Consider the following 21,913-nt stretch of genomic DNA (forward strand, 5'->3'; position numbering starts at 1 on the left):
TTTTCACGCGTGATGTTGTCACGCAGAAATATACCATTGTCGCTGATACATTTGGGTATAGGGATAACTGCCGCCATTGTGCAGCTTAAAAATCCATATGTGATTTATCGATAAAATTTTCATCTTCCGGTAAAAATAAAAAACCCCGCAATCTCTTGCGGGGCTTATGTTATATAGAATTCGTCAGTTCAACTATTCTGTAGCATAACATGCCCCGCCGATGATACCGCTTCCTGCGAAGAGGTACTCACCTATTGATGCTGTATGTTTATTTAAGCGGTACATGTTGTGATTTTTTTAACAATGCAAAGATGGAGATATTTTTTTAATATCTCCAAAAAATTTTTTTTCTGGAGAAGATGAGTGAAAAAATAAATCCTCTGAAATGATGTATGGTATTATGTTCTGAAGGATGTAAAAAAGTCTTTATGTCTCCTCCGCTGGTTTTTAGTATTTGAGAACAAGAAAATGACGCTAACTATTTTATTCCCTGCAATTAATTTTCACGTAAATTTATTATACGTTTTTAACCCCAGAAAAATTTTAACACATGTACCTTTACAGAACCTTACATCATCCGGAAGGATGGAGCGGACAAGCAGAATATGAACTGCGCGACGGCAGGATTTTTACTACCGTACATCATGCCGCCGGTCCCCAGCCGCAGCCATGGTATGAAGTTACAGGCGATAAAGCCTATCCTACCATGTACCACCCCTCAGGGAGAAGTTCCTTTCCCTGGTTTGACCTGAACAATAGTTATATGAGGGCATCAGTTCATCATCCTGAAGGATGGCAGGGAGTGGCCTGGTATGTAATCAGGTAGGATCGCTAACAAATAAGAGACGCCATCGCGTCTCTTATTTGTCTGAAATTTTTATAGGTAATAAGGAACTTTATTTATAGCCTGACGCCTGTAACTCAAACAGCTCTGCATACTTCCCTTTCCTTTCCAGCAGCTCCTCATGGCTTCCTAATTCCGCAAGACCACCTTTTTCCAGCACCAGTATTCTGTCGGCCATACGTACGGTGGAAAAGCGATGAGAGATAAGCACGGCGGTTTTATTCCTGGTGAGGTCTGCGAAACGGAGAAAGACGTTGTATTCCGCACGGGCATCGAGCGCAGAGGTAGGCTCATCAAGAATAAGCAGCTGTGCATCTTTCATATAGGCGCGGGCCAGCGCAATTTTTTGCCATTCGCCGCCGGACAGGTCTATGCCCTGGTTAAAGCGGCGGCCAAGCATCTGTTCATAGCCATGCGGCATTTTTTCAATGAGCGGCGCCGCCAGACTTTGCCTGGCCGCATCTTCAATGAGCGGCTGGTTATACGTCTGATCAATATTGCCCACTGCAATGTTCTGCGCCACCGTCATCTGGTAACGCTGGAAATCCTGAAAGATAACGCCAACGTTTACACGCAGCTGCGCCAGATCGTATTCGCGAAGATCCACGCCATCCAGCAGGATACGCCCTTCCACAGGATCGTAGAGCCTTGACAGCAGTTTTACCAGCGTGGTTTTACCGGCGCCGTTCTCTCCTACCAATGCTAGCTTTTCGCCGGCATGCAGGGTGAAATTCAGGTGGCGGATAGCCCATTTCTCAGAGTTGACATACTTAAACCCGACATCTTCGAAGGTAAAGCCCTGTACAATAGGATTGGGAAAAGGCCGTGGATGAACCGGAGAAGTCATCTTCGGTTTTATTTTGAAGAAGTCAAACAGATCCTGCAGATACATGGCCCCCTGCGTAACGCTGGAAAACCGGATCAGGATACCCTGGAAGGTAGTGCGCAGCTGCCGGAAGGAACCCGCCAGAAAGGCCAGGCTACCAATAGTCAGGCTGCCGTTGATGGTTTGCAGAATGATAATGATATAGGCGCCGTAATAACCGGCGCTTCCCAGCACGGCGAAAACGGTACCCCAGATAGCATGACGCACCTCCAGACGTTTTTTATCTGCATAGAATTTATCTGAAATAATACGGAACCGGTGTATCAGGTAATTGGAAAGATCAAAAACCTTTACCTCTTTGGCGGTTTCATCGCTGGCCCCGATGTAGCGTATATAATCCAGCTCCCTGCGGTCTGAGGTCTGCCCCCACTGCAGTTTATAGTAGAGGTCATTGAAGCGGGACTCATTCAGGAAGGCCGGGATTACAGCTATCAGCAGCAGGCCTATCAGCCACGGATTAAAGAGGATAAGCCCTGCGGCAAGAAACCCTATTGTGATCAGGTCCTGGATCTGACTGAGCGCCTGCGAAAGCAGCACCGTTCTGCCGAACGTTTGCTGCCGTGCGCGTTCCAGCTTATCGTAAAATTCGGAGTCCTCAAACTGATCCAGGTCCAGCGCAGCAGCATGTACCATGATTTTTACTGAGGTATGATTGGCAAACAGGTCGCCAAGCAGGCTGTCCATCAGCGAGATCACCCGGCTCAGTCCATCAGACAACAAGGCAATAATGAACTCCAGCGCTACCAGTTCCCACAGCAAGCGGGCAGAATGCTCCCCGTCTTTCGTCAGCAGCACTACCTGGTCTATAATCAGCTTACCCACGTAGAGTAATGACAGCGGCATGGCCGACTGGGCAATGCGCAACAGTATATTGGCTATCGTTAAACCGGGACTGGTTTGCCATACCATCCTGAAAAAGGCAGGTAAATTACGTAGTGCGGCCAGTCTTTCTTTGAAGGTTAACTTATCTTCATCTCCGGGACGTTTCTTCCTTGGGCTTCCTTTTGAACTCATAATAGTAATTTACATATTTTTCCGGCACGCCGGAATCCTTTTTACGAACCTTCCGGCGGATGAGGGTTTTTTCAGGAATAGATTATATTTGTTTGTAAAGAATGCAAAAAACTAGGTAAATGGTAGCACTCATTGTCATTGCAGTAATCGGTATCGTACTGACTATCGCCGGATGTATTACGGCCATTAATATTAAGTCTGCACAGTGGTCATCCCGGGACTAAATATATAGTTCTATAGGGGGAAGGGCCTGTTTCATGCGTTATATCAGCGTACTGATTTAGCCAATAAGAATATACTGATATGCGCGAAAAAAGGAATGTGCTGGCCTTTCTGGCAGAAAAAGAGTGGTTGATCCTCTTTCTTTGGTTTGGTCTGGCGTTTATAGGTGCCATCACAGAGATTTCCAGGAATAATATCAATAACTACCTGATATTTAAGAACGTTTTCTTTCATGTCATCCACCAGCTGCCTTTATATGAGGCGTACCCTGACGAGTACCTGGATGTGAACCATTACGGGCCGCTCTTCAGTGTGATGATTGCGCCTTTTGCCGGCCTGGAAACCAGGCTGGGGGCTTTATTATGGTCGCTTACCGGCGCAGCCACCCTCTATTACGCTATCCGGCAGCTGCCGCTTACCCGGCTTCATCAGAATATTATCCTGCTGCTGTGCGCCCAGGAAATGATGGGAGCCAGTGGCTGGTTTCAGCTGAATCAGTTTATCGGTGCGTTCATTATCCTCACATTCACTTCCGTTCTTAAAGGGAAGGATATGTGGGCCGCCTTCCTGATTGTAGCAGGAACCCTTACAAAAATTTACGGCATAGTCGGACTGGCTTTCTTCTTCTTCAGCAGTAACCAGAAACGCTTTATAGCAGGGCTTTTCATCTGGGGAGCGGTGTTGTTTGTGCTGCCCATGCTTATTTCCAGTCCACAGTATATCATTGCCTCCTATTTTGACTGGTATGAGGCGCTGGTATATAAAAACCAGCTGAATGTGATGGAAACCACTGTGTTTCAGGATCTTTCAGCCGGCGGCCTTATCAAACGTGTTTTCCATATCCCATGGCTGAGTAATACCGCTGTACTGCTGCCTGCCCTGATTATTTTCCTGGCGCAGTACAGCCTTCTGAGTTATCGCTATAACTCACGTTACCGCCTTTATATCCTTTGTTCCGTACTGATGTTCCCGGTGTTGTTCAGCACCAGCTCTGAATCACCTACCTATATCATCGCTATTCCGGCAATCTGTATCTGGTATGTGATGCAGCCGGAGTCGAAATGGAATAACATATTCCTGTTTTTCGCCATACTGCTGGTGAGTTTCTCTCATTCAGACGTAGTAACGCCCTGGGTAAGAAAGAACATTGCGGTGCCTTATGCGCTGAAAGCCTTGCCATGCCTGGTTCTATATCTGCGAATAGCATACGAGATCTTCACCAGGAAATTCCTGGATCTTCCGCATCAGCCGCTAAAACCTGTGCCGGTGCTACAACCAGCCAGCCATTTGTAAAAAACCGGCTGAAAAAGTTGTCATGATATCGTATATTGCTTGTTTAACTTTTTTTGATGATGAAATCGCGATTCAGGATTGGTAGCGCACTCGCGTTATCTGCGGTGATGCTGGGTAATAATGCCAACGCACAGAAAAAACAACCGCTAACGACAGGCTTTGTTGAAAGTAAATCAGTAGCTGCTGTAGATCCGCTTATCGGTTCCGGCGGTCATGGGCACGTATTTGTAGGTGCCAGTGTACCCTATGGCGCCGTACAGGCAGGGCCTACCAATATTGTTAAAGGGTGGGACTGGTGCTCTGGTTATCATTACTCTGATAGTGTGGTAATCGGCTTTTCCCAGACACACCTTAGCGGCACAGGTATCGGCGACCTGGGAGACGTGCTGATAATGCCTTACACCGGTAAAGTGAAAACTTTCCGCGGTACACAGGAAAATCCCGCTTCCGGCTATGCCTCCCGTTATTCCCATGCACGGGAAACCGCGCGCCCCGGCTATTATGCCGTACATCTCGATGATTACAACGTACAGGTGGAACTTTCCGCTACGGAAAGAGTTGCCCTGCACAGATATACCTTCCCGAAAGATCAGCCGTCCCATATTATTATCGACCTGAAAGAAGGTATCGGATGGGATGCACCGGTAGAAACATTCATCCGCCAGGTGGATGACTATACCCTCGAAGGATACCGCTTCTCCAAAGGCTGGTCCGAAGATCAACGCCTCTGGTTCGCCATTAAATCTTCCGTTCCCCTGAAACAGTTTATGGTGTTTGAAGGAGATAAACAACAGTCAGGTAAGTCACTGAAGGCAAAAGATGTCAAAGGTGTGATCTCTTTTGAAAAATCTCCCGGACAGGTAATGCTTAAAGTAGGCATCTCCCCTGTCAGCAGTGAAAATGCACTCGCCAATATCAATGCGGAAATGCCCGGCTGGGATTTCGCAAAAGTGGTAAACAACGCCAATACCAAATGGGATAAGGAATTGTCCAAGATCAGTATCGATACAAAAGATGCTGCCACCCGCCGCGTATTCTACACTGCGCTGTATCATACCATGATTGCACCTGCCTTGTTCAATGATCATGATGGCAGCTACCGTGGTACCGATAAGAAAGTATATTCCAATCCCGGCTTTGACAATTACACTACGTTCTCCCTGTGGGATATTTACCGTTCCTGCGCTCCGCTCAGCACTATCCTGCATCCCGATAAGGTGAACAGCTTCGTGAATTCCATGATTGCCATTCACAAACAACAGGGTAAGCTCCCGGTATGGCCGCTGGTAGGCAGCGAAACCAATTGTATGGTGGGCTATCACGCAGTACCCACTATTGCAGATGCATACCTGAAAGGATTCTCCGGTTTCAGTGCAGAAGAAGCATTTGAAGCCATGAAGGCTTCCTCCACCCGCGATGACCTGGGTGTAAAATATGTGAAGGAAAGAGGATACATCCCGGCCGATAAGGAATATGAATCTGTATCCAAAGCGCTTGAATACGCTATTGACGACTGGTGTATCGCTGCTATGGCCAAAAAAATGGGCAAACAGGAAGATTACGCATACTATAAAAAACGCGCCGGCTACTACAAAAACTATTTTGACAGCACCATCCGCTTCGTGCGTCCGCGCATGAGCGATGGCAGCTTTAAAACACCATACGATCCCTTCAACTCCATCCATGAGAAAGGCGACTTCACAGAAGGCAACGGCTGGCAATATACCTGGCTGGTACCACAGGATGTAGAAGGACTCATCAGCCTGATGGGGGGCGACGAAGCCTTTACCCGCAAGCTCGACAGCCTCTTTACCGCGAAGGGCGATATGGGCGCACAGGCATCTGACGATATCTCCGGACTGATTGGTATGTATGCACATGGTAATGAACCCAGTCACCATGTCACTTATATGTATGCCTTTGCCGGCCAGCAGTGGAAAACAGCTGAAAAGGTAAGACAGGTAATGCAGGACTTTTATTTCGATAAGCCGGAAGGGCTTGCCGGCAACGAAGATTGCGGCGCCATGTCTTCCTGGTATATTTTCTCCTCACTGGGCTTCTACCCGGTAAACCCCGCCAACGGCGTTTACGTACTGGGCAGCCCCCTGTTCGGGAAAGCTACCGTGAAACTTGCCGGTGGTAAGTCTTTCACCGTTCAGACACTGAATAACAGCAAAGAAAATATTTACATCCAGAGTATTACACTTAACGGTAAGCCATATACGAAAAGTTTCATCACTCACCAGGATCTGGTAAAAGGTGGAACAATGGTAGTGAAAATGGGTAACAAACCTAACTACAACTTCGGAAAAGCCACTACCGACCGGCCCTCCAACACACTTTGAAATGGGGTTATGTAGTTATTTAATTATTTGAGATTATAAATGCAGCGAAGACCTGAGCAAATATTTACGCTCAGGTCTTCGCTGCATTTATAAATTCCTAAATCAAAAAATTCCCAAATCCGTCAATCAAATTTCCAAATCTCAAATAAAAAAATAACTACATTTTTGCGGTTTGCTGCAGCACCTTTAACACCTCTGCGTTGACATCCCCGAAAATAGAGACGCCTGCAGCGCCGTTATTCACAGCCAGTTTTACAGCTTCCTGCAGGTCGGCGTAGTTACCTTTGAAATCCGGGAGGAACAACCCTGCGTATAATGGGAATGCGCCGTGGAGCGCTTTAACTCCTTCTGCTACGGCATCTCCGATCCACACAATATTTTCCCGGTAGAAGCCATGATATATCATCGGACATACGGCATTCAGCGGCCAGTTGGTCCAATCCTGGCGTACAATACGTTTGGCAATTTCCGGTGTAGGAAATACGGCGGCAGAAATAGGCTTTTTGTGTTGCTGCGCTACCTGCGCCAGGTTCTTCACAACGTTGGTAACGCGGTCGTAACGGAACTTGCGCCAGGAGGGACTCTGATCCGGATGCTCTATCTGCAGCGGATCAACGCCGTAGCTGGATTTATAGGCATCCCGGCATTGTTCGCAATAGCAAAAATCGTATTCCGGTAGTTCCTTTGACTGGTCAATACCGTAATGACTCCACAGGTTCACCGGCAGGATAACATCGCAGAAGCGTACGTAGTCCAGGTGAATGCCATCTACATAATCCTTGGAAAGAATTTGTTCTACCTGATTTTTCAGATAGTTAACCACTTCCGGTTTGGAAGGGCATAACCAGCGGTAGTAGTCAACATACGGCGGATGATCCGCGCAGGACTCTCCTTTCCTGTTTTTGGCATACCATTCCGGATGACTCGCCAGCAGGTCTTTTTCTCCTCTGTTCATGGTCCACATCCAGCGGTGAGCTTTGATGCCGTTGGCTTTAGCCGTTTTGAAATGCAGTTCGCTGTCTGCCTCAAAAAAGATGTCAGCAATACCGGCTTTGCGGTAGGCGGCATAGCGCTGCTGCAGCTCTGCAGCAGTGTCCTTGTGGTCAGGATTGATCCATACCCGGTGTTGTACCCCTTTTTTCTGCGGGGCTGTCTCTTTTTTGCCTGTGGCGATAGCAGGTAAAGAAGGCCCGGAGATAGCAAGTCCGCCTATGCCCAGCGCCTTGATGAAATGACGTTTATTCATACTTGTTAGTTTCTGCTTTCGTAAATGCGTCCTTCCTGGTTGATGTTGATATATCCTTTGAAGTTACTGCCCTGTATACGGGCATTGTATTGAGAAGAGATGCCTTCCACTTCCAGCGTATATACAACGCCGTTGGCAGCGGTTTGTTTGGCTGGTAGCTGCAGTTGCTGCAGCGATGCGGCATATCTGCCGTGTTGCTGCCGGTATTGCTGCTGTTGGTGATACAGCTGCCACAATACCTGTCTGGCCTGTTCTGCGGGCGGCATCCGGAACTGAACATGGTTGTTGCCGGCAGGTTGGGTGGTAAACAGCAGGTAACCCCATCTTTCCGGCGCATGCATATTGATGATGTCCTGTGCAGACCACACCCAGTTATGTTCAGGCTTGCGTTGCTTAACATACTGGTTGTTACGGATATCGGTATCCCACTCTACCCGGGAGAAGTTAATGCGCCAGATGCTGCTGTCCTGCGGCCTTTCCGGACTGTTGAAGTAACGGAAAGCCTGGAATGGGATGGCCATTTCCACCGTCCACTCTTTATCGGTATCACCGGGTTGATTAATGCTGCCGTTTACATGCACAGCGGTTTTCAACCCTTTGGTATCCCAGTTAAGCATGGCCGCGCCGCCATTACGGTAAGGTTTGTTCATAAAGAGATCCATTACCGTATTGAAGGCATTAATTTCTATCTCATAGTACTGGTGGGTATCTCCATCCGGATCAATAAATACTTCAAAATCATTATCATGAAATATGACAGCATCATGATCCCGCAGGGTAGCCCAGATATGCGGCTCCCGGAGGGTGGCTGCTATATACAGGTATTGCTGGTCCCACATCATTTTCACCCTTGTCTGTAAAGGTGGCTGGGGACGTTTGCTGCCTTCGATATCCACGAAATCGTTTGTCCAGTTAACCTGTTGCCAGGCGGCTTCATCTAATTTCCCATCTATCGTAATACTATCTGTAATATGGTAGCAGACATAATGCTCAGGAGTGCCAGTAAATGGTTTGAATGATTCAGAGAAGACCTGAGCCTGACAGTATTGAAAACCGAAGATACTGATGGTGCAAGCCATCAGCCTGTGAAGATAACGATACGATGAATATAGCATGATAAGCAAATAATTTAAACAGGCTGCAGTTTCTCTCTATGCAGCAGTTGTGTCATGGGTTATGAAGTGCCAAGATAATAAATGTATTTTTTTATTTAATTATTTGAGATTTACTTAAAAGCGAAGACCTAAGCAGTTATTATTCTGCTCAGGTCTTCGCGCTTAGTAAATCTCAAATAATTAAATAAAAAAATGGTCCTGCTTCTCCGGGTTTTAAAAAAGGAATATTACCAGATGCGTACCCGCAGGCTGTCAGGGCGCCACATGCCGTTGCCTTCTTTCACGTTATAGGTCTGATAGAAAGCGTCTACATCGCTGAATGGTCCGTTCACCCTGAATTTGGCGGGTGAATGTACGTCAACGAGCACACGTCTGGCGAGGTCTTCTTTTTTAGTATGACTGAGCCAGCCGAGGGAGTAGCCCATGAAGTAACGTTGCGCAGGAGTATATCCGGCAATGGGTGCTCCTTTTTTGAATTGTTCGGTTTTCTGGAACGCGTCCCAGCCGAGGAGGATACCACCCAGGTCAGCGATGTTTTCGCCGAGGGTTGCTTTACCATTGATATGCAGGCTGTCAACCACCACGTATCCGTCGAATTGTTTTATCATAACGGCTGCACGCTGATTGAATTTGGCTTCATCATCCTTTGTCCACCAGCTTTTCAGGTTACCGGCAGCATCGAACTGGCGGCCTTCGTCATCAAAACCATGTGTGATTTCGTGACCGATGGTAGAAGCGCCGGCGTAGCCATATACAAGTGCATCGTCCAGTTCTTCATCCCGTTTTCCCGGTACGGTGAAGATACCTGCCGGCAGCACAATTTCATTGTTGCTGGGATTATAGTAGGCATTATAGGTCTGTGGTGTCATGTCCCACTCGTTGCGGTCTACCGGCTTACCCAGCTTGTTCAGCTGATAATGATGCCACCATTTGCGGGCGGCCGCGATATTGGCAGCATAGGATTGCTCCTTGATTTCCATGGCAGAGAAATCTTTCCACTTGTCAGGATATCCTACTTTTTTGGTGATTTTAGATAATTTGTACAACGCCTTCTGTTTGGTGCTGTCACTCATCCAGGTGAGGTTTTCGATGCGGACTTTAAGGGCCGCGCGAATATCTTCCACCAGCGTTTCATATCTTTTTTTCGCGGTAGCGTTGAAGAATTCTTTTACGAAAAGCTGGCCGAGAGCTTCACCCATAGCGCCTTCTTCTGTTTCCAGAACGCGCTTCCAGCGGGGTTTCTGTTTTTCCTGACCTTTCATCAGTTTGCCGTAGAATTCAAAATCTGCGGTGGCAATTTCATCACTGAGGCCCTGTGCGCTGCTGGCGATCAGCTGCCATTTCAGGTAGTTTTTCCATGTTTCCAGCGGCTGGGATTTAATGGCATTGCTGAGGGCAGTATAAAATTCGGGCTGGCCAACGATGATGGTATCTGCATGTGCAGTGATACCCTGTTGCCTGATAAAGTTGCTCCAGTCTATATTTCCTGCAATTTTATTCAGTTCCGTTACCGGCATTTTGTGGTAGTTGGCTTCGGGATCGCGGAGCGCTTCCAGTTTGCGGCTGGATTTTGCGAGGAGGGTTTCCAGTTTGAAGATGTTGCTGGCAGCGGCTTTGGCAGCAGAGCTGTCCATGCCGGTGAACTGCAGCATCCTGGCGATATGCGCCGGGTAGGCTTCCCTGATTTTTGTTGTCCGCGCGTCGGTATTGAAATAATAGTCGCGGTCAGGCAGTCCGAGCCCGCCCTGGTAGAACTGCAGGGCCATCACCTCGCTGTTTTTGGCATCCTGGCCAATATAAGGACTGCACATAGCACCGCTGATAACATTCTGGGCAGCGGCCAGTGCTACGAGTTCCTGGGTATTGGTAACGGCGTCGATAGCTTTGAGATCGGCTTCCAGCGGCTTGATACCGGCGGCATTGATAGCTGCGGAGTCCATACCGCTCTTCCAGAAGGCGGCAATTTTTTTGGAGATATCGTCGGTAGGCTTTTCAACCGCGTGCTCATTGATAGTCCGGAGCCGCTTGTACAGTTCTTCCTGTACCAGGTTACCGATGCCCCATGCGCTGTATTCCGGAGGAATAGGATTGCGCTTTATCCATCCGCCGTTGGCATAATCAAAAAAGTCGTTGGCGGGATTTACAGTGCTGTCTACGTTTACTGACAATGCATCCGGGGAAGATGTCTGACTGTCAGTGTGCCCTTGGTTACAGGCTACGAAACAGGCCATACTGGCCATTCCGATGCCGGTAAATAAATATTTCATCATAAGTTGTCTGGGTATTGTTATCAGGAAAGGTAAATTTTTTTGGCGATTGAAGCGATTAAAAAGCACTTAATCTGTCATGATAAGAGTATAGGAATACAATTTATATATTGTATTTTGTAAGATTGTCAATCTACTTTCATCCCTTATGATCAACAAACTATCCAACGGCCGGATCCTGTCCATTGATGCTTTTCGCGGTATCACCATTCTCGTAATGATTTTTGTTAACAGCGTTGCCGCGGTGCAGGGCATTCCTGGGTGGATGCAACATGCCCATGCCAATGAAGACAGGATGACTTTTGTGGATGTGGTATTCCCGGCATTTCTTTTTATCGTTGGCATGTCTATCCCTTTTGCGGTTAACAGCCGCCTGGCGAAGGGAGATAACTTCTGGCAGCTGCAGAAACATATCCTGTGGCGTACCCTGGGCCTGCTGGTACTGGGTCTGTTTATGGTAAATACCGGGGATCTGAATCCGGCCGCCACCGGCATATCCAGGGCGTTGTGGGCGGTGTTGTTCTATCTCTGCGTGATCCTCGTCTGGAATGTTTATCGTTTCAGGCAGTCGTGGCTTGCCTGGTGCTTCAAGGGAGCGGGTGTTGCAGGGTTGATTGTGCTGGCATTGATATATCGTGGGGGAGAGAGTGGTACTACATATCTCGCACCGCAATGGTGGGGTATTCTCGGACTTATCGGCTGGGCTTATTTATATTCCTGTATTATTTACCAGTTCTTTCACGGGCACCCTACCGGTATACTGCTGATGATCGTAGTCTGCATAGGATATTATGTTGTTTGTCAGCAACCATTTATCAGGGATGGCCAATGGAGCTGGCTGGACGGGCAGGCCGGTAATGCGGCGCACACGTCAGTTGTTTTGTGCGGGATGCTGCTGACATTATTTTATTTTGATGAAAGCCTCGGATTAAAAGGTAGCCGGCTGGTAGCACGGGTGACGGGATTTCTGGCTATCCTGCTGATTGCCGCAGCGATGATGAGACCGGCATATAAAATATCAAAGATCCATGCAACTCCCAGCTGGTGCCTGTATAGCGCAGCTATATGCGTAGCGGTGTTTTCAATATTATATTACCTGATAGATGTAAAGCATATCAGCCGTTGGACAACCTTTTTCAGACCTGCAGGCTCCAACCCCCTGCTCACCTATATATTGCCTGATATTGTTTATTTCGGGATGATGCTGTGTGGCGTAGGTCTGCCGGCAGTGCTGGGAGAAGGATTACCCGGCGTGATCTGGTGCATTTTCTTCGCAGCCGCTATGCTGTTGCTTGTTAAAGGATTAAATAAAGCAGGTATTCGCTTACAGCTGTAACTATCCCATATACTTCTCCGTTATAGTAACGTTATGTAGAAAAATATCTACGTGACCATGAATCTATGTTCATGTGTTTCACGTAGATATATCATGGCATCTGGTTTGGAACCCCTTTTCATGGACAAATATTTTTTATCCCAAAATTCAACCCCCGATGAAAAAAATTGCAATCTTTTTGGTGATAGCAGGAGTGATTTTAGCTACCTTAGCGCAGTACGCGTACACCAATGACTGGATGTGGTTTAAAGTATTTCACACGCTGGGCTTCCTTGGGTACATATTCATTATTAGCGGACTCGCATATTTTTCCCTGTGGTTTATTCATCAGCTTTCGAAAGATGAGAAGGATAAGATCAGGCGTTATTATCATCAGCAGCACAGCGAAAAAGAAGCGTAGGTTTCCGCCGGACAACCATCGTTAATTATGTCAGATATTTTCACGCTGAAGTTTGAATATAAAGGTCATCCGCATATCCTGGAAGTAAAAACCATGCACCAGGCTTATAAAACTGTTTATAAAGTGGCTATTGAGGAACATGAAATTACCTACGAGCCTGATGAAGAAGGTTATGTACGCGCTATTGCTGACAAGCCGATGCACGAAACCACCCGCCCGGTAGATGTTGCTTTATTACATCATGTTGCAGAACTTATTATTCAGCATATCAGCTGATGAACATGTTAACAGATGCCTAACTGCAGGGTACTAACCACTAATTACTGCTGTACTATATTTCTGAGTCAGATATAGTTATTTCAGAGTCAGATAGTTATTTTACCAGCTTCTTTTATAGGACATCCATGTTTTTGAGGTAGATGATAGCGAGCTGCCGACCTATCTCGAACATATTTTTCTCTTCCTGCATATATCTGCTGTTAACTATTAAACTTAACTATTAAGCTGAGCTATTAAAGCTAACTATTACTGTTACGTATTACGGTTAACTATTAAGGTTGCGGCACCGTATCGTCGGCTTCTCCACGTATCTCCTCCCGTAATGATTCCGGATTCCAGCCCTGTCCTTCGTCCAGCCAGGTTTTGATACGGTCTGAGGAAATCAGTTTCTCCATTTCATCAATACGCTCCTTCATGATATTGACGTACTGTTTTTTATCATCGCGTAAAGCGGAGAGCCCTTTCAGTGCCCTTTCATCCTGGCGGAAAAATGTTCTGGCTGCCCGTTCGCTGTAGTAGGCTCTTACTCCGAGCATGCGCAGGGCATCTGATCCCATGCGCAGTGATGTATCTACGGTTTCGCGGTAGATGTGCAGTACGCCCAGGTCCATCAGGTCGAAGGTATCTTCCATCTGTGCGGCTCTTACCAGTAATTGCAGATGGGGGAAGTATTTTTTGGCCAGGGAAACAATTTCACGCGTCTGTTCATGGTTATCGGTGGCAATGATGAGCAGCCTGGCGTCTTTGGCGCCTGCTGCTGCCAGTATATCATACCGGGATGCATCCCCGTAATATACTTTAATGCCCAGGTTGTGCAGGGCGTCTACCCTGTCTGAATCCATATCCAGTATCGTACAGGCTATACCGTTAGCACGGAGAAAGCGGCCGGTCATGCTTCCGAATCTTCCGAATCCTGCTATAATAACGGCATTCTTTTCATTGATCTCGTCATTCTTTCTTTCTTCGGCATCAGGTACACACCGGGTAAAGTAAGGCTGTACTACTTTTTCATAGAGCAGCATGATGAGTGGGGTCAGCGCCATACTGATGGCTACAATGGCGGTGAGCATATCGGTGAGCCTGGCGTCCAGCAGCTGGGTCTGATTACTGAAGGAAAGCAGTACAAATGCGAATTCGCCTATGTCTGCCAGGGCGAAGGCAAAGAGCAGGTTCTGATCGGTGCTCAGTTTAAAAATCTTTCCCAGCATCAGTAATACCAGGGCTTTCAGCGCCATCAATCCCAGTACCAGACCGAATATCAGCAGGGGTTCTTCCATGATGAGTTTGAAATCTATGGAAGCGCCTACGGCAATAAAGAATAATCCCAGCAATAGTCCTTTGAATGGTTCTATATCGCTTTCCAGTTCATGGCGGTATTCACTGTTGGCCAGCACCACGCCACCCAGGAATGCGCCCAGTGCAGGGCTGAGTCCTACAAGGCTCATCAGTACCGCGATGGCCACCACCATGAGTAATGCCATGGCGGTAAACAGTTCTCGTACCCTGGTACGGGCAATGATGCGCATCAGCGGCCGCACAAGATATCTGCCCGCTATGATGATGACACCAACCGCTCCGAGTACTACCAGCGTCTGTCCCCATCCCGGGAGGCCGTCCCGTAACGACGGGCTATGTGTTTCCGCATCCGTTGCCACCTGCGTTGCCAGTAGCGGGAAAATGGCCAGCATAGGAATTACGGCGATGTCCTGGAAAAGCAGTACGGAAAAGGCGCTTTGTCCTGCTGAGGTGCCCATCCACCCCTTTTCATTCAACGTTTGCAACACAATCGCGGTCGATGACAGGGATAATATCATGCCCAGTGCCAGTGCTGCATTGACAGGCTGTCCCAGGAAATAGGCCAGTGCGGCAATAGCGGCCGCGCTCACCACTACCTGCAGTCCGCCCAGCCCCAGTATGGAAGAGCGTAGCCGCCATAGTAACGTCGGCTCCAGTTCCATTCCAATTAGAAACAACATCATCACCACACCAAATTCTGCGAAATGCATGATGTCTTCCCCCTCCTTGCCAATAAAGCCCAGGATAGACGGACCAATGATGACGCCTGCCAGGAGATAGCCCAGTACCGCGCCCAGTCCCATTTTCTTGGCAATAGGCACAAACACGATAGCCGCCGCCAGGTATATCATTGACTGAAATAACAGGGAATGTTGGTTCATACTTTATCGGGTTGTGTAGTGGGAAGTTGAAGTACCTGGTTCATCGTATTCAGCGCAGGTAAACCTGCCAGCGGAATTTTATCATCCCGCAGCAATTCCAGCATCTTCCGGTAACGCTGCGCTTCTTCCTTTATATCCTGATTATCCATTTTGTGTACACCGTAAATCACATATGGCGCAGCATAATGCATGTTGCACAATATTGCTGACTGCAGGAAGGGTAACAGGAATTCCCGTACCGTATATTCATGATGCCCGCCCCGTTGATACGACGATTCCGCCCCGCCCGCTGAAATTACATTCGTAAGGTACTTTCCCTGCAATGCATTGCCGGTATGGCCGTAGGCCCATCCATGTTCCAGCACCAGATCCATCCACTGCTTCACAATCGCCGGTGCACTATACCAGTAAAACGGATGCTGCAGGAGTATTACATCATGCTTCAGCAATAAATCCTGCTCCCTCGCCGCATCAATATCCATCTCCGGATACTGCTCATACAAATCATTAAAGGTAATGCCCTGCATCCCCTTCACCGCCATCAGCAGCTGGCGGTGCATCCTGGATTTCTCCAGCGCGGGATGAGCAAAATTGATGAGGACCCTGGCCATATAACTAAATTAATCTCTGAAGATGAAGTGAAAATGAAAATGGAACTATCCTTCGGAATATTCCTGCAATAATAACCGGTACTTATTTAAAATACGGGATTTGGAAATAAACCCTACCAGCCTGCGGTCCTGTACCACCGGCAGGTGCCACACATCGGCCTCGTCAAACTTCTTCAGAATCAGGTTCACATTGTCATGCAGGCTCACCACTGCCGGCGGAGCTTTCATCAGTTTTTTAACAGTCAGCCGGTCATATAGTTCAGGATTAAACATCACCGGCCTGAGATCATCCAGCGTAATAATACCTTCCAGTATCTGCTGCGGACTCACCACCGCTATAATATTCCGGTCAGCCCCCCGGATAACTTCTACCAGCTGCCGCAGATTCTTGTCTATACCAATTACCGGTACATCTGTCTCAATCAGCTCATTCATCTTCAGTAACAATAGAATATTGTTGTCGTGCGCCCTGGTAAACACTTTCCCCTCTTCTGCCAGCTCCTTTATTTCCGGTGATATCGGGGAAAACCACTTGGCCATCAGGTAAGATGTGGTGGATACGATCATCAGCGGAATAAACAGGTCATAGCCCGAACTGGATTCTGCAATCAGGAAAATAGCCGTCAGCGGTGCATACATTACCCCGGCCATCACCCCTGCCATACCCACAATGACCAGATTGGTAACAGGCACTTCAGTGAATCCCAGCCGGGAACACAGCATGGCAAAGAAAAAGCCCAGGAAGCCGCCGGCAAACAGCGATGGCGCAAAGTTGCCGCCATTACCGCCGCTTTGTATGGTAATGGAAGTGGCAAACGCTTTCAGTAAACATACACAACCGGTAAACACCAGCAACATCCAGCTCTGCGGCGGAAAATACCCGAAGAAACTATTCTGCAGAATAGTTTCCCCGTGACCGGTAGCCAGCGCCTTTACTGCTGTATATCCCTCCCCGAATAACGGCGGCAACGCCACGCACAATACAGACACCAGCACACCGCCCAGCATCGCTCTCCGCAATGCACTCCAGGAAAGCCCTTTAAAGAAATGCTCTACCTTCCGGGAAACCACCACAAAATACCGCGCATAAAATCCGCATAGCACCCCCAGCACTATGTAAAATGGTACATTATAATAATTGAAGGCTGTTCGCGTTTCGAAATGAAACAGGACTTCCTCCTGCAATATTATTTTGGAAAGAAGACTCCCGCATACGGCGGCGACTATCAGCGGCATGAAATCTGAAAACACCACGCCGGTCAGCAATATCTCAAATGCAAACATCATCCCCGCTATCGGTGCATTGAAAGCCGCAGCGATCCCCGCTGTAGCTCCTGCTGCCAGCAGCAGGGTACGTTCCTTATATCCCAGATGATAGGTACGTGCGTAATTGGAGCCCAGCGCCGCACCGGTAACGGCAATCGGACTTTCCAGCCCGGCAGACCCTCCCAGCCCGACTGTTACAGCACTCTGCAATATCTGGGAATACATCTTTACCGGAGGAATGAAACTGGAGTTGAGCGCTATTTCGTGCAGAATAGCCGGAATGCCTTTCCTGGACTGCCCCCTGAAAAATAATACCACAATTAGGGTCGTGAGCACTATCCCCAGAAATGGAAATACAATATAGAAGATAACCTGTGTGCTGAAATGTACCTTGTAAGTGATAACATAGTGAATATAATGCACCAGCATTTTGAGGATTACACCTGCCAGACCAGCGGCACATCCCACAATAATACCCGATAACAGCAGAAACTGACTCCTGTTTAATTTGCTGTGCAGCCAGTGAATGATCAACTCATAACTTCTGGCTTTTTTCATGCTGTACTGCTCAAAATCCTTTTTAAACCTGAAAAAGCTATGATATTTCCGGATGCGGCTAAATTGACTCATGCAGCAAATTTAGGGATCACAGCTCAATCAGGGCATAAACTTTATCGTTCATGTACGGACCTCCCGGATGCCTGGCCGTATAATCCAGGTTAATCCAGTACTCCCCTTTCAGCTCGTGATAATAGATTTCCTTGATGGCCGGTTTGGGGAAAAGCGTGATAATAGCCTGTTTCATAATTTCAAAATCCTCTTTATCACCACAATACAGCTCCGGATAGGCATGACCTTTAATCAATACAATCCTGCAACGCGCGCCGATAGACTGCAGGCAGGAGGTCATCAGGATGGAATGGTCATCACAATCTCCTCCCAGCCCGTTCTGAATGGTTTCCTGCGGTGTGGCAAAATACTCATCCCTGCGGGAATCCAATACATACTTAAAATGACTGTTGATATACCGGAATAAAGAGAGGAAACGTGTTACCTTCCCGTATTTGTAAAAGTATTCATCGTAATACTCCAGGGAATGACGAACAGAAAAATTGCGCACTACGGAATCCTGGAAATTGATTTTTTCCCGCATACCCCGCACGGTTTTGTCGCGGTAACTCTCCACACGCCGGGGATAAAGACTGAGGATGTCCAGCTGCTTACTGTCTTTGGTGCCCCAGTTCCCCTGCACCATACCTTTATAATCATTGAGTACATTGGTGAAGGTGTAGCTGTCGCGGTATTTGTTCACCAGCAACATACCGCAGGTGAGCAGGAACACGGGAAATATGAGTGGTCTGAAAACCCAGCGGATGGCGTATACCAGCAACAGGCTGATGACTACGGCAACCGCCAGGTCTATATGAAATCCTCCCGCAACGATAGGCGGAAGAAAACGGTTTATATAAGGTGCAAGTGGTAGTAACGTCAACAGACTCAATAAATTGAGCAGAAATTTTTGCGACGCTGAGTATTTGCTTTCATCGATGGCCATTATATTATGCAATAAAGCAAAATTATGCCAGAATCACTTCGCAAAATTGGGAACCGCCTGTTTAAAAGAGGTACTGTTCCGGATCAGCTCAATCTGTTGCAGGGTATCATTCTGTTGTTTGTCCATATTAAGCTCCTGGTAGATTTTGTTCAGAAGCCCGAAATTCATCAGTGACAATATTTTCATATCCAGCTTTTGTGCACTCTCAATCGCCGTTTCGGCTGTACGTATAGCTTTGTGGAATTCGTGTTCGTTGAAATATACGGTAGCAGACAGCAGCTTCTGGAAAGATTCCAGGTATTTGCCACTGAAATAATCGGAAGAGTATTTCTTGAGAACCTGATCTGCATGACGGCAGATGCGCTCGGCAGATTTGATGTTTCCCAGGCCAAGATGCCCCTGCGCCTGCCAGCACAGCAGCATGAGCCGGAAGGAATCCGTTTTTTTGTATGGCAGCGACGGATATGTCTGGAACAGCCGCTGGGTAAAGTTCAGCAGGTTCTCATAATCTTCCAGCAGCAGAAATACAGTACACATATTCCTGAACACAATTTCATGCGGCACTGATAGCTGCTGCCGGGTGCTGTTGCCCCAATACTGCTGGTACGTATAAATTTTTGCACGGATGCTTTCATTGATAAAGCCGAATTTCAGATACTCATATATAAAGAGGAGTATTTCATACGGTGTTACCCACAATTCATCATCAAATTCTCCGGCGCTGTATAATTTTTTGATGCTGTTCAGTTCCAGTTCACACTGTTCTGCATCCAGCTGGAGGAGCGCTACGGTGAACAGCATGTTTCTTATTTTCAGCTTGTCTTCCTTCGCTTCCGCCAGTCCGAGTAAGGCATTCAGCACTTTCCGCTTGCGGAAATGAATGAATTCGTCATTGATGATCTGGCTCAGCGGATTCTTTTTGAAGAATCCTGCCGGGAAGATGGATTTCAGTTCCACCTGGTTATTGCCTTCGTGCTGATAATGCAGGATCAGGTATTCCAGCAGATGGGATTTTTCAATGTTAGCCAGCGGCAGATGCAGCATTTTGATAATGCCTTCCGTTTGCCGGGTGGTAATGGCATACCGGAGCAGCCAGCGGAACACGCCTATTCTGTAGGGCGATTGCGGCAGGTGATCCAGGATATTGCGCAGCAGGCTTTCATTGATTTCCTGGTTGCTGTTCTGCAGGTAATGCATCGCTACAAAGTACTCCAGCAGGAAGGTATGGGCAAACCGTACCTTCACATGGAACATGATTTCCTGGCTGAGATTCTCTTCCGCCAGAATATTATCTGCCAGTAACTCCTTATAGGCAGGAAACAGTTCTGCATTCTGGTTCAGTAACAGGTGCTTGTCCGTATAAATGCCACACCTGCCCAGATCGAGCAATGACAGTAGTTTCTCAATGATCTTGATCTTGAAGGAATTGGTCTGGGAATTAAATACCCTGTTTTGTACAAACCGGGATACAATTTCAAAGAGGCTCAGATGTTCATCCACAAAAGTCTGATCCGGGCCCGTATTCAGCTGACAGAACAGCTGCAGATAGTAAGGATTCCGTAGCTTTTGCAGGAAACTTTCCGAAAACATCCTGACTGTAGAAGGATCAAACTGATGATTATAGAGGATAGATTTCACTTCCTGTTCGGTGAGGGCAGGAAGATTGATATTGGTTTCCTCGTCCATTTCAGGTCCCAGGTACCAGTAGCGGCGGAAGGCCGGGTACTGATGGGAGTGCTGGAATATTTCGGACCAGGTGCTGCTGCGGATAGACAGAATAACTTTTACCCAGGGGTAGCGGTCATTGGAGTATACAAAATCTTCCAGTTTGGTGTAAAGCAGTTTCAGTTTATCACCGGATACGGCAATCTCATCAAACCCGTCAATAATTAATATAAGGCGTCCGCCTTTATTATTAAAGTGACTGGCGAAGTACTCGCGGAAGTTTTCTCCTTTGCCCAGATCCATCTGGTTATCCAGCCAGTTAGCCAGGGAGAAGCCTTTCAGCAGCAGGCTTCCGGCAGCATGGGCATGAATAAACCAGCAGACATCATGTTTGAAACGGGCGTCTTTACAGAACCAGAAATGTTCCGCCAGATGTACCAGTGCCACAGACTTTCCCCATCCCGAAGGGGCGATGAGCGCCGTTGCAGCATAATCGCTTTCCAGGAAGCGCTCTATATGCGCATTACAGAAAAGGCGGGGTACAGTAAACGGAAAAGAGATCCCGGAACGGTTTTTAAGCGTCAGGATAGTGTAGTGCGAAACCGCATCCGCCTTGGTTTTCAGCTCGTCCCATTTTCTGGTATCCAGTTTCTGCTGGTCTCTTCCTGCTTCATTCAGTAACTGGTAATGATGCTGCTGGAAGTCTTCCCAATCTTTAAACCGGCAATATTGGGAAAGAGTATTGAGTGTATACCGTGAAAAACTGTGTTGTGTCACAGCAAACCCAAATACCCTTTTAAGCGTGGTTTCACTGACCAGCTTAGTGGTGTTATCCAATATGGACTGAGCCAGATTCTTACAATCTGCTGAGGACATGACTTCAACACCGTATCTGCGCAGAACTTCCTTCTGGAGTGTCATGATGAAGTCATAGGATAGATCAATCATAGGGGACAATAAATGGATTATGGAATTTTTCGATACTTTTTTAAGTACGTATGATTCAGGGGTTTAGATTTTTGAAAAGATGAATGAACAAAATGAACAGGTAATATTATGCGCGGTTATATATATGAATATTGATAATAAAAAAGTCCCGGGAGATAATGTAAAAACCTTTCTCATATATAAATATGAGAATTACAGATGGATATACCGGGAGAATGCGTAGGCAGTACGCTACGGGCGCAGTGACCAAAAAATTATTTATAAATCGAAAAAAAGTTGAAAATTTTTTTAAAAGGACTCCTTCCCGTGATAAGTGGGGTAACAATTATCCCCCCATCGGGTGAGGTTATTAAATGAACAAACTGAACAGTTTTATTTTCAAATGAACAACTTGGATGAATCGTTGAAAATGAACGAAAATGAACCATCTGAATTTTACACCTA

At 47.2% G+C, this 21,913-nt stretch carries 15 protein-coding genes; 6 read left to right on the top strand and 9 right to left on the bottom strand.

Going from position 1 to position 21,913, the window contains the following annotated elements; genetic code table 11:
* Nucleotides 1-550 precede the first annotated feature (550 nt).
* Complete coding sequence (locus tag GWG06_RS07380; protein ID WP_160712331.1) at nt 551-826, top strand: hypothetical protein; 276 nt, start codon at nt 551-553, stop codon at nt 824-826.
* Between the two features lie 70 nt (nt 827-896).
* On the opposite strand, the gene GWG06_RS07385 is transcribed toward GWG06_RS07380, so the two are convergent.
* Nucleotides 897-2,744, bottom strand: a complete 1,848-nt coding sequence (locus GWG06_RS07385) for an ABC transporter ATP-binding protein (RefSeq protein ID WP_160712333.1) — start codon at nt 2,742-2,744, stop codon at nt 897-899.
* A gap of 303 nt (nt 2,745-3,047) precedes the next feature.
* Here GWG06_RS07385 and GWG06_RS07390 point away from each other — a divergent pair, with 303 nt between their 5' ends.
* Nucleotides 3,048-4,259 (top strand): glycosyltransferase family 87 protein, encoded by a 1,212-nt coding sequence (locus GWG06_RS07390; protein ID WP_160712335.1) that lies wholly within the window; start codon nt 3,048-3,050, stop codon nt 4,257-4,259.
* 56 nt (nt 4,260-4,315) lie between these two features.
* The gene (locus tag GWG06_RS07395; RefSeq protein WP_235938201.1) at nt 4,316-6,604 is read left to right on the top strand and encodes a GH92 family glycosyl hydrolase; all 2,289 of its coding nucleotides are present in this window, start codon (nt 4,316-4,318) and stop codon (nt 6,602-6,604) included.
* Nucleotides 6,605-6,761: 157 nt separating this feature from the next.
* Here GWG06_RS07395 and GWG06_RS07400 read toward each other — a convergent pair whose 3' ends face one another.
* The 3 genes from GWG06_RS07400 to GWG06_RS07410 form a co-directional block, all read right to left on the bottom strand.
* On the bottom strand, nt 6,762-7,850 hold the full coding sequence (locus tag GWG06_RS07400) for a family 10 glycosylhydrolase (protein WP_160712337.1): 1,089 nt from the start codon (nt 7,848-7,850) through the stop codon (nt 6,762-6,764).
* A gap of 5 nt (nt 7,851-7,855) precedes the next feature.
* Nucleotides 7,856-8,965, bottom strand: coding sequence for a carbohydrate-binding family 9-like protein (locus tag GWG06_RS07405; RefSeq protein ID WP_160712339.1), 1,110 nt, complete (start codon nt 8,963-8,965; stop codon nt 7,856-7,858).
* 227 nt (nt 8,966-9,192) lie between these two features.
* A complete protein-coding gene (locus GWG06_RS07410; RefSeq protein ID WP_202182973.1) occupies nt 9,193-11,235 on the bottom strand; it encodes a M13 family metallopeptidase in 2,043 nt (680 codons plus the stop codon).
* Nucleotides 11,236-11,380: 145 nt separating this feature from the next.
* Here GWG06_RS07410 and GWG06_RS07415 point away from each other — a divergent pair, with 145 nt between their 5' ends.
* The 3 genes from GWG06_RS07415 (at nt 11,381) to GWG06_RS07425 (ending at nt 13,244) form a co-directional block, all read left to right on the top strand.
* Entirely contained in the window at nt 11,381-12,568 is a 1,188-nt protein-coding gene (locus GWG06_RS07415; RefSeq protein ID WP_160712341.1) for a DUF5009 domain-containing protein, read from the top strand.
* A gap of 157 nt (nt 12,569-12,725) precedes the next feature.
* Nucleotides 12,726-12,968, top strand: coding sequence for a hypothetical protein (locus GWG06_RS07420; RefSeq protein WP_127037444.1), 243 nt, complete (start codon nt 12,726-12,728; stop codon nt 12,966-12,968).
* 27 nt (nt 12,969-12,995) lie between these two features.
* The gene (locus GWG06_RS07425) at nt 12,996-13,244 is read left to right on the top strand and encodes a hypothetical protein (protein WP_127037442.1); all 249 of its coding nucleotides are present in this window, start codon (nt 12,996-12,998) and stop codon (nt 13,242-13,244) included.
* A 275-nt stretch (nt 13,245-13,519) separates the two neighbouring features.
* On the opposite strand, the gene GWG06_RS07430 is transcribed toward GWG06_RS07425, so the two are convergent.
* The 5 genes from GWG06_RS07430 to GWG06_RS07450 all read right to left on the bottom strand — a co-directional run bounded on the left by GWG06_RS07430 (nt 13,520) and on the right by GWG06_RS07450 (nt 21,469).
* Nucleotides 13,520-15,424 (bottom strand): monovalent cation:proton antiporter-2 (CPA2) family protein, encoded by a 1,905-nt coding sequence (locus tag GWG06_RS07430; RefSeq protein ID WP_127037440.1) that lies wholly within the window; start codon nt 15,422-15,424, stop codon nt 13,520-13,522.
* Nucleotides 15,421-16,035, bottom strand: coding sequence for an NAD(P)H-dependent oxidoreductase (locus GWG06_RS07435; protein WP_127037438.1), 615 nt, complete (start codon nt 16,033-16,035; stop codon nt 15,421-15,423). The genes GWG06_RS07430 and GWG06_RS07435 overlap by 4 nt, the downstream gene beginning before the upstream one ends.
* 45 nt (nt 16,036-16,080) lie before the next feature.
* Entirely contained in the window at nt 16,081-17,931 is a 1,851-nt protein-coding gene (locus GWG06_RS07440) for a chloride channel protein (RefSeq protein ID WP_127037436.1), read from the bottom strand.
* Nucleotides 17,932-17,947: 16 nt separating this feature from the next.
* Complete coding sequence (locus GWG06_RS07445) at nt 17,948-18,793, bottom strand: transglutaminase domain-containing protein (protein ID WP_235938202.1); 846 nt, start codon at nt 18,791-18,793, stop codon at nt 17,948-17,950.
* 96 nt (nt 18,794-18,889) lie between these two features.
* Nucleotides 18,890-21,469 (bottom strand): NACHT domain-containing protein, encoded by a 2,580-nt coding sequence (locus tag GWG06_RS07450; protein ID WP_127037434.1) that lies wholly within the window; start codon nt 21,467-21,469, stop codon nt 18,890-18,892.
* Nucleotides 21,470-21,913: the final 444 nt, after the last annotated feature.

Source organism: Chitinophaga solisilvae, from assembly GCF_009928525.1.
In the GTDB taxonomy this organism is placed as follows: Bacteria; Bacteroidota; Bacteroidia; order Chitinophagales; family Chitinophagaceae; genus Chitinophaga; species Chitinophaga solisilvae.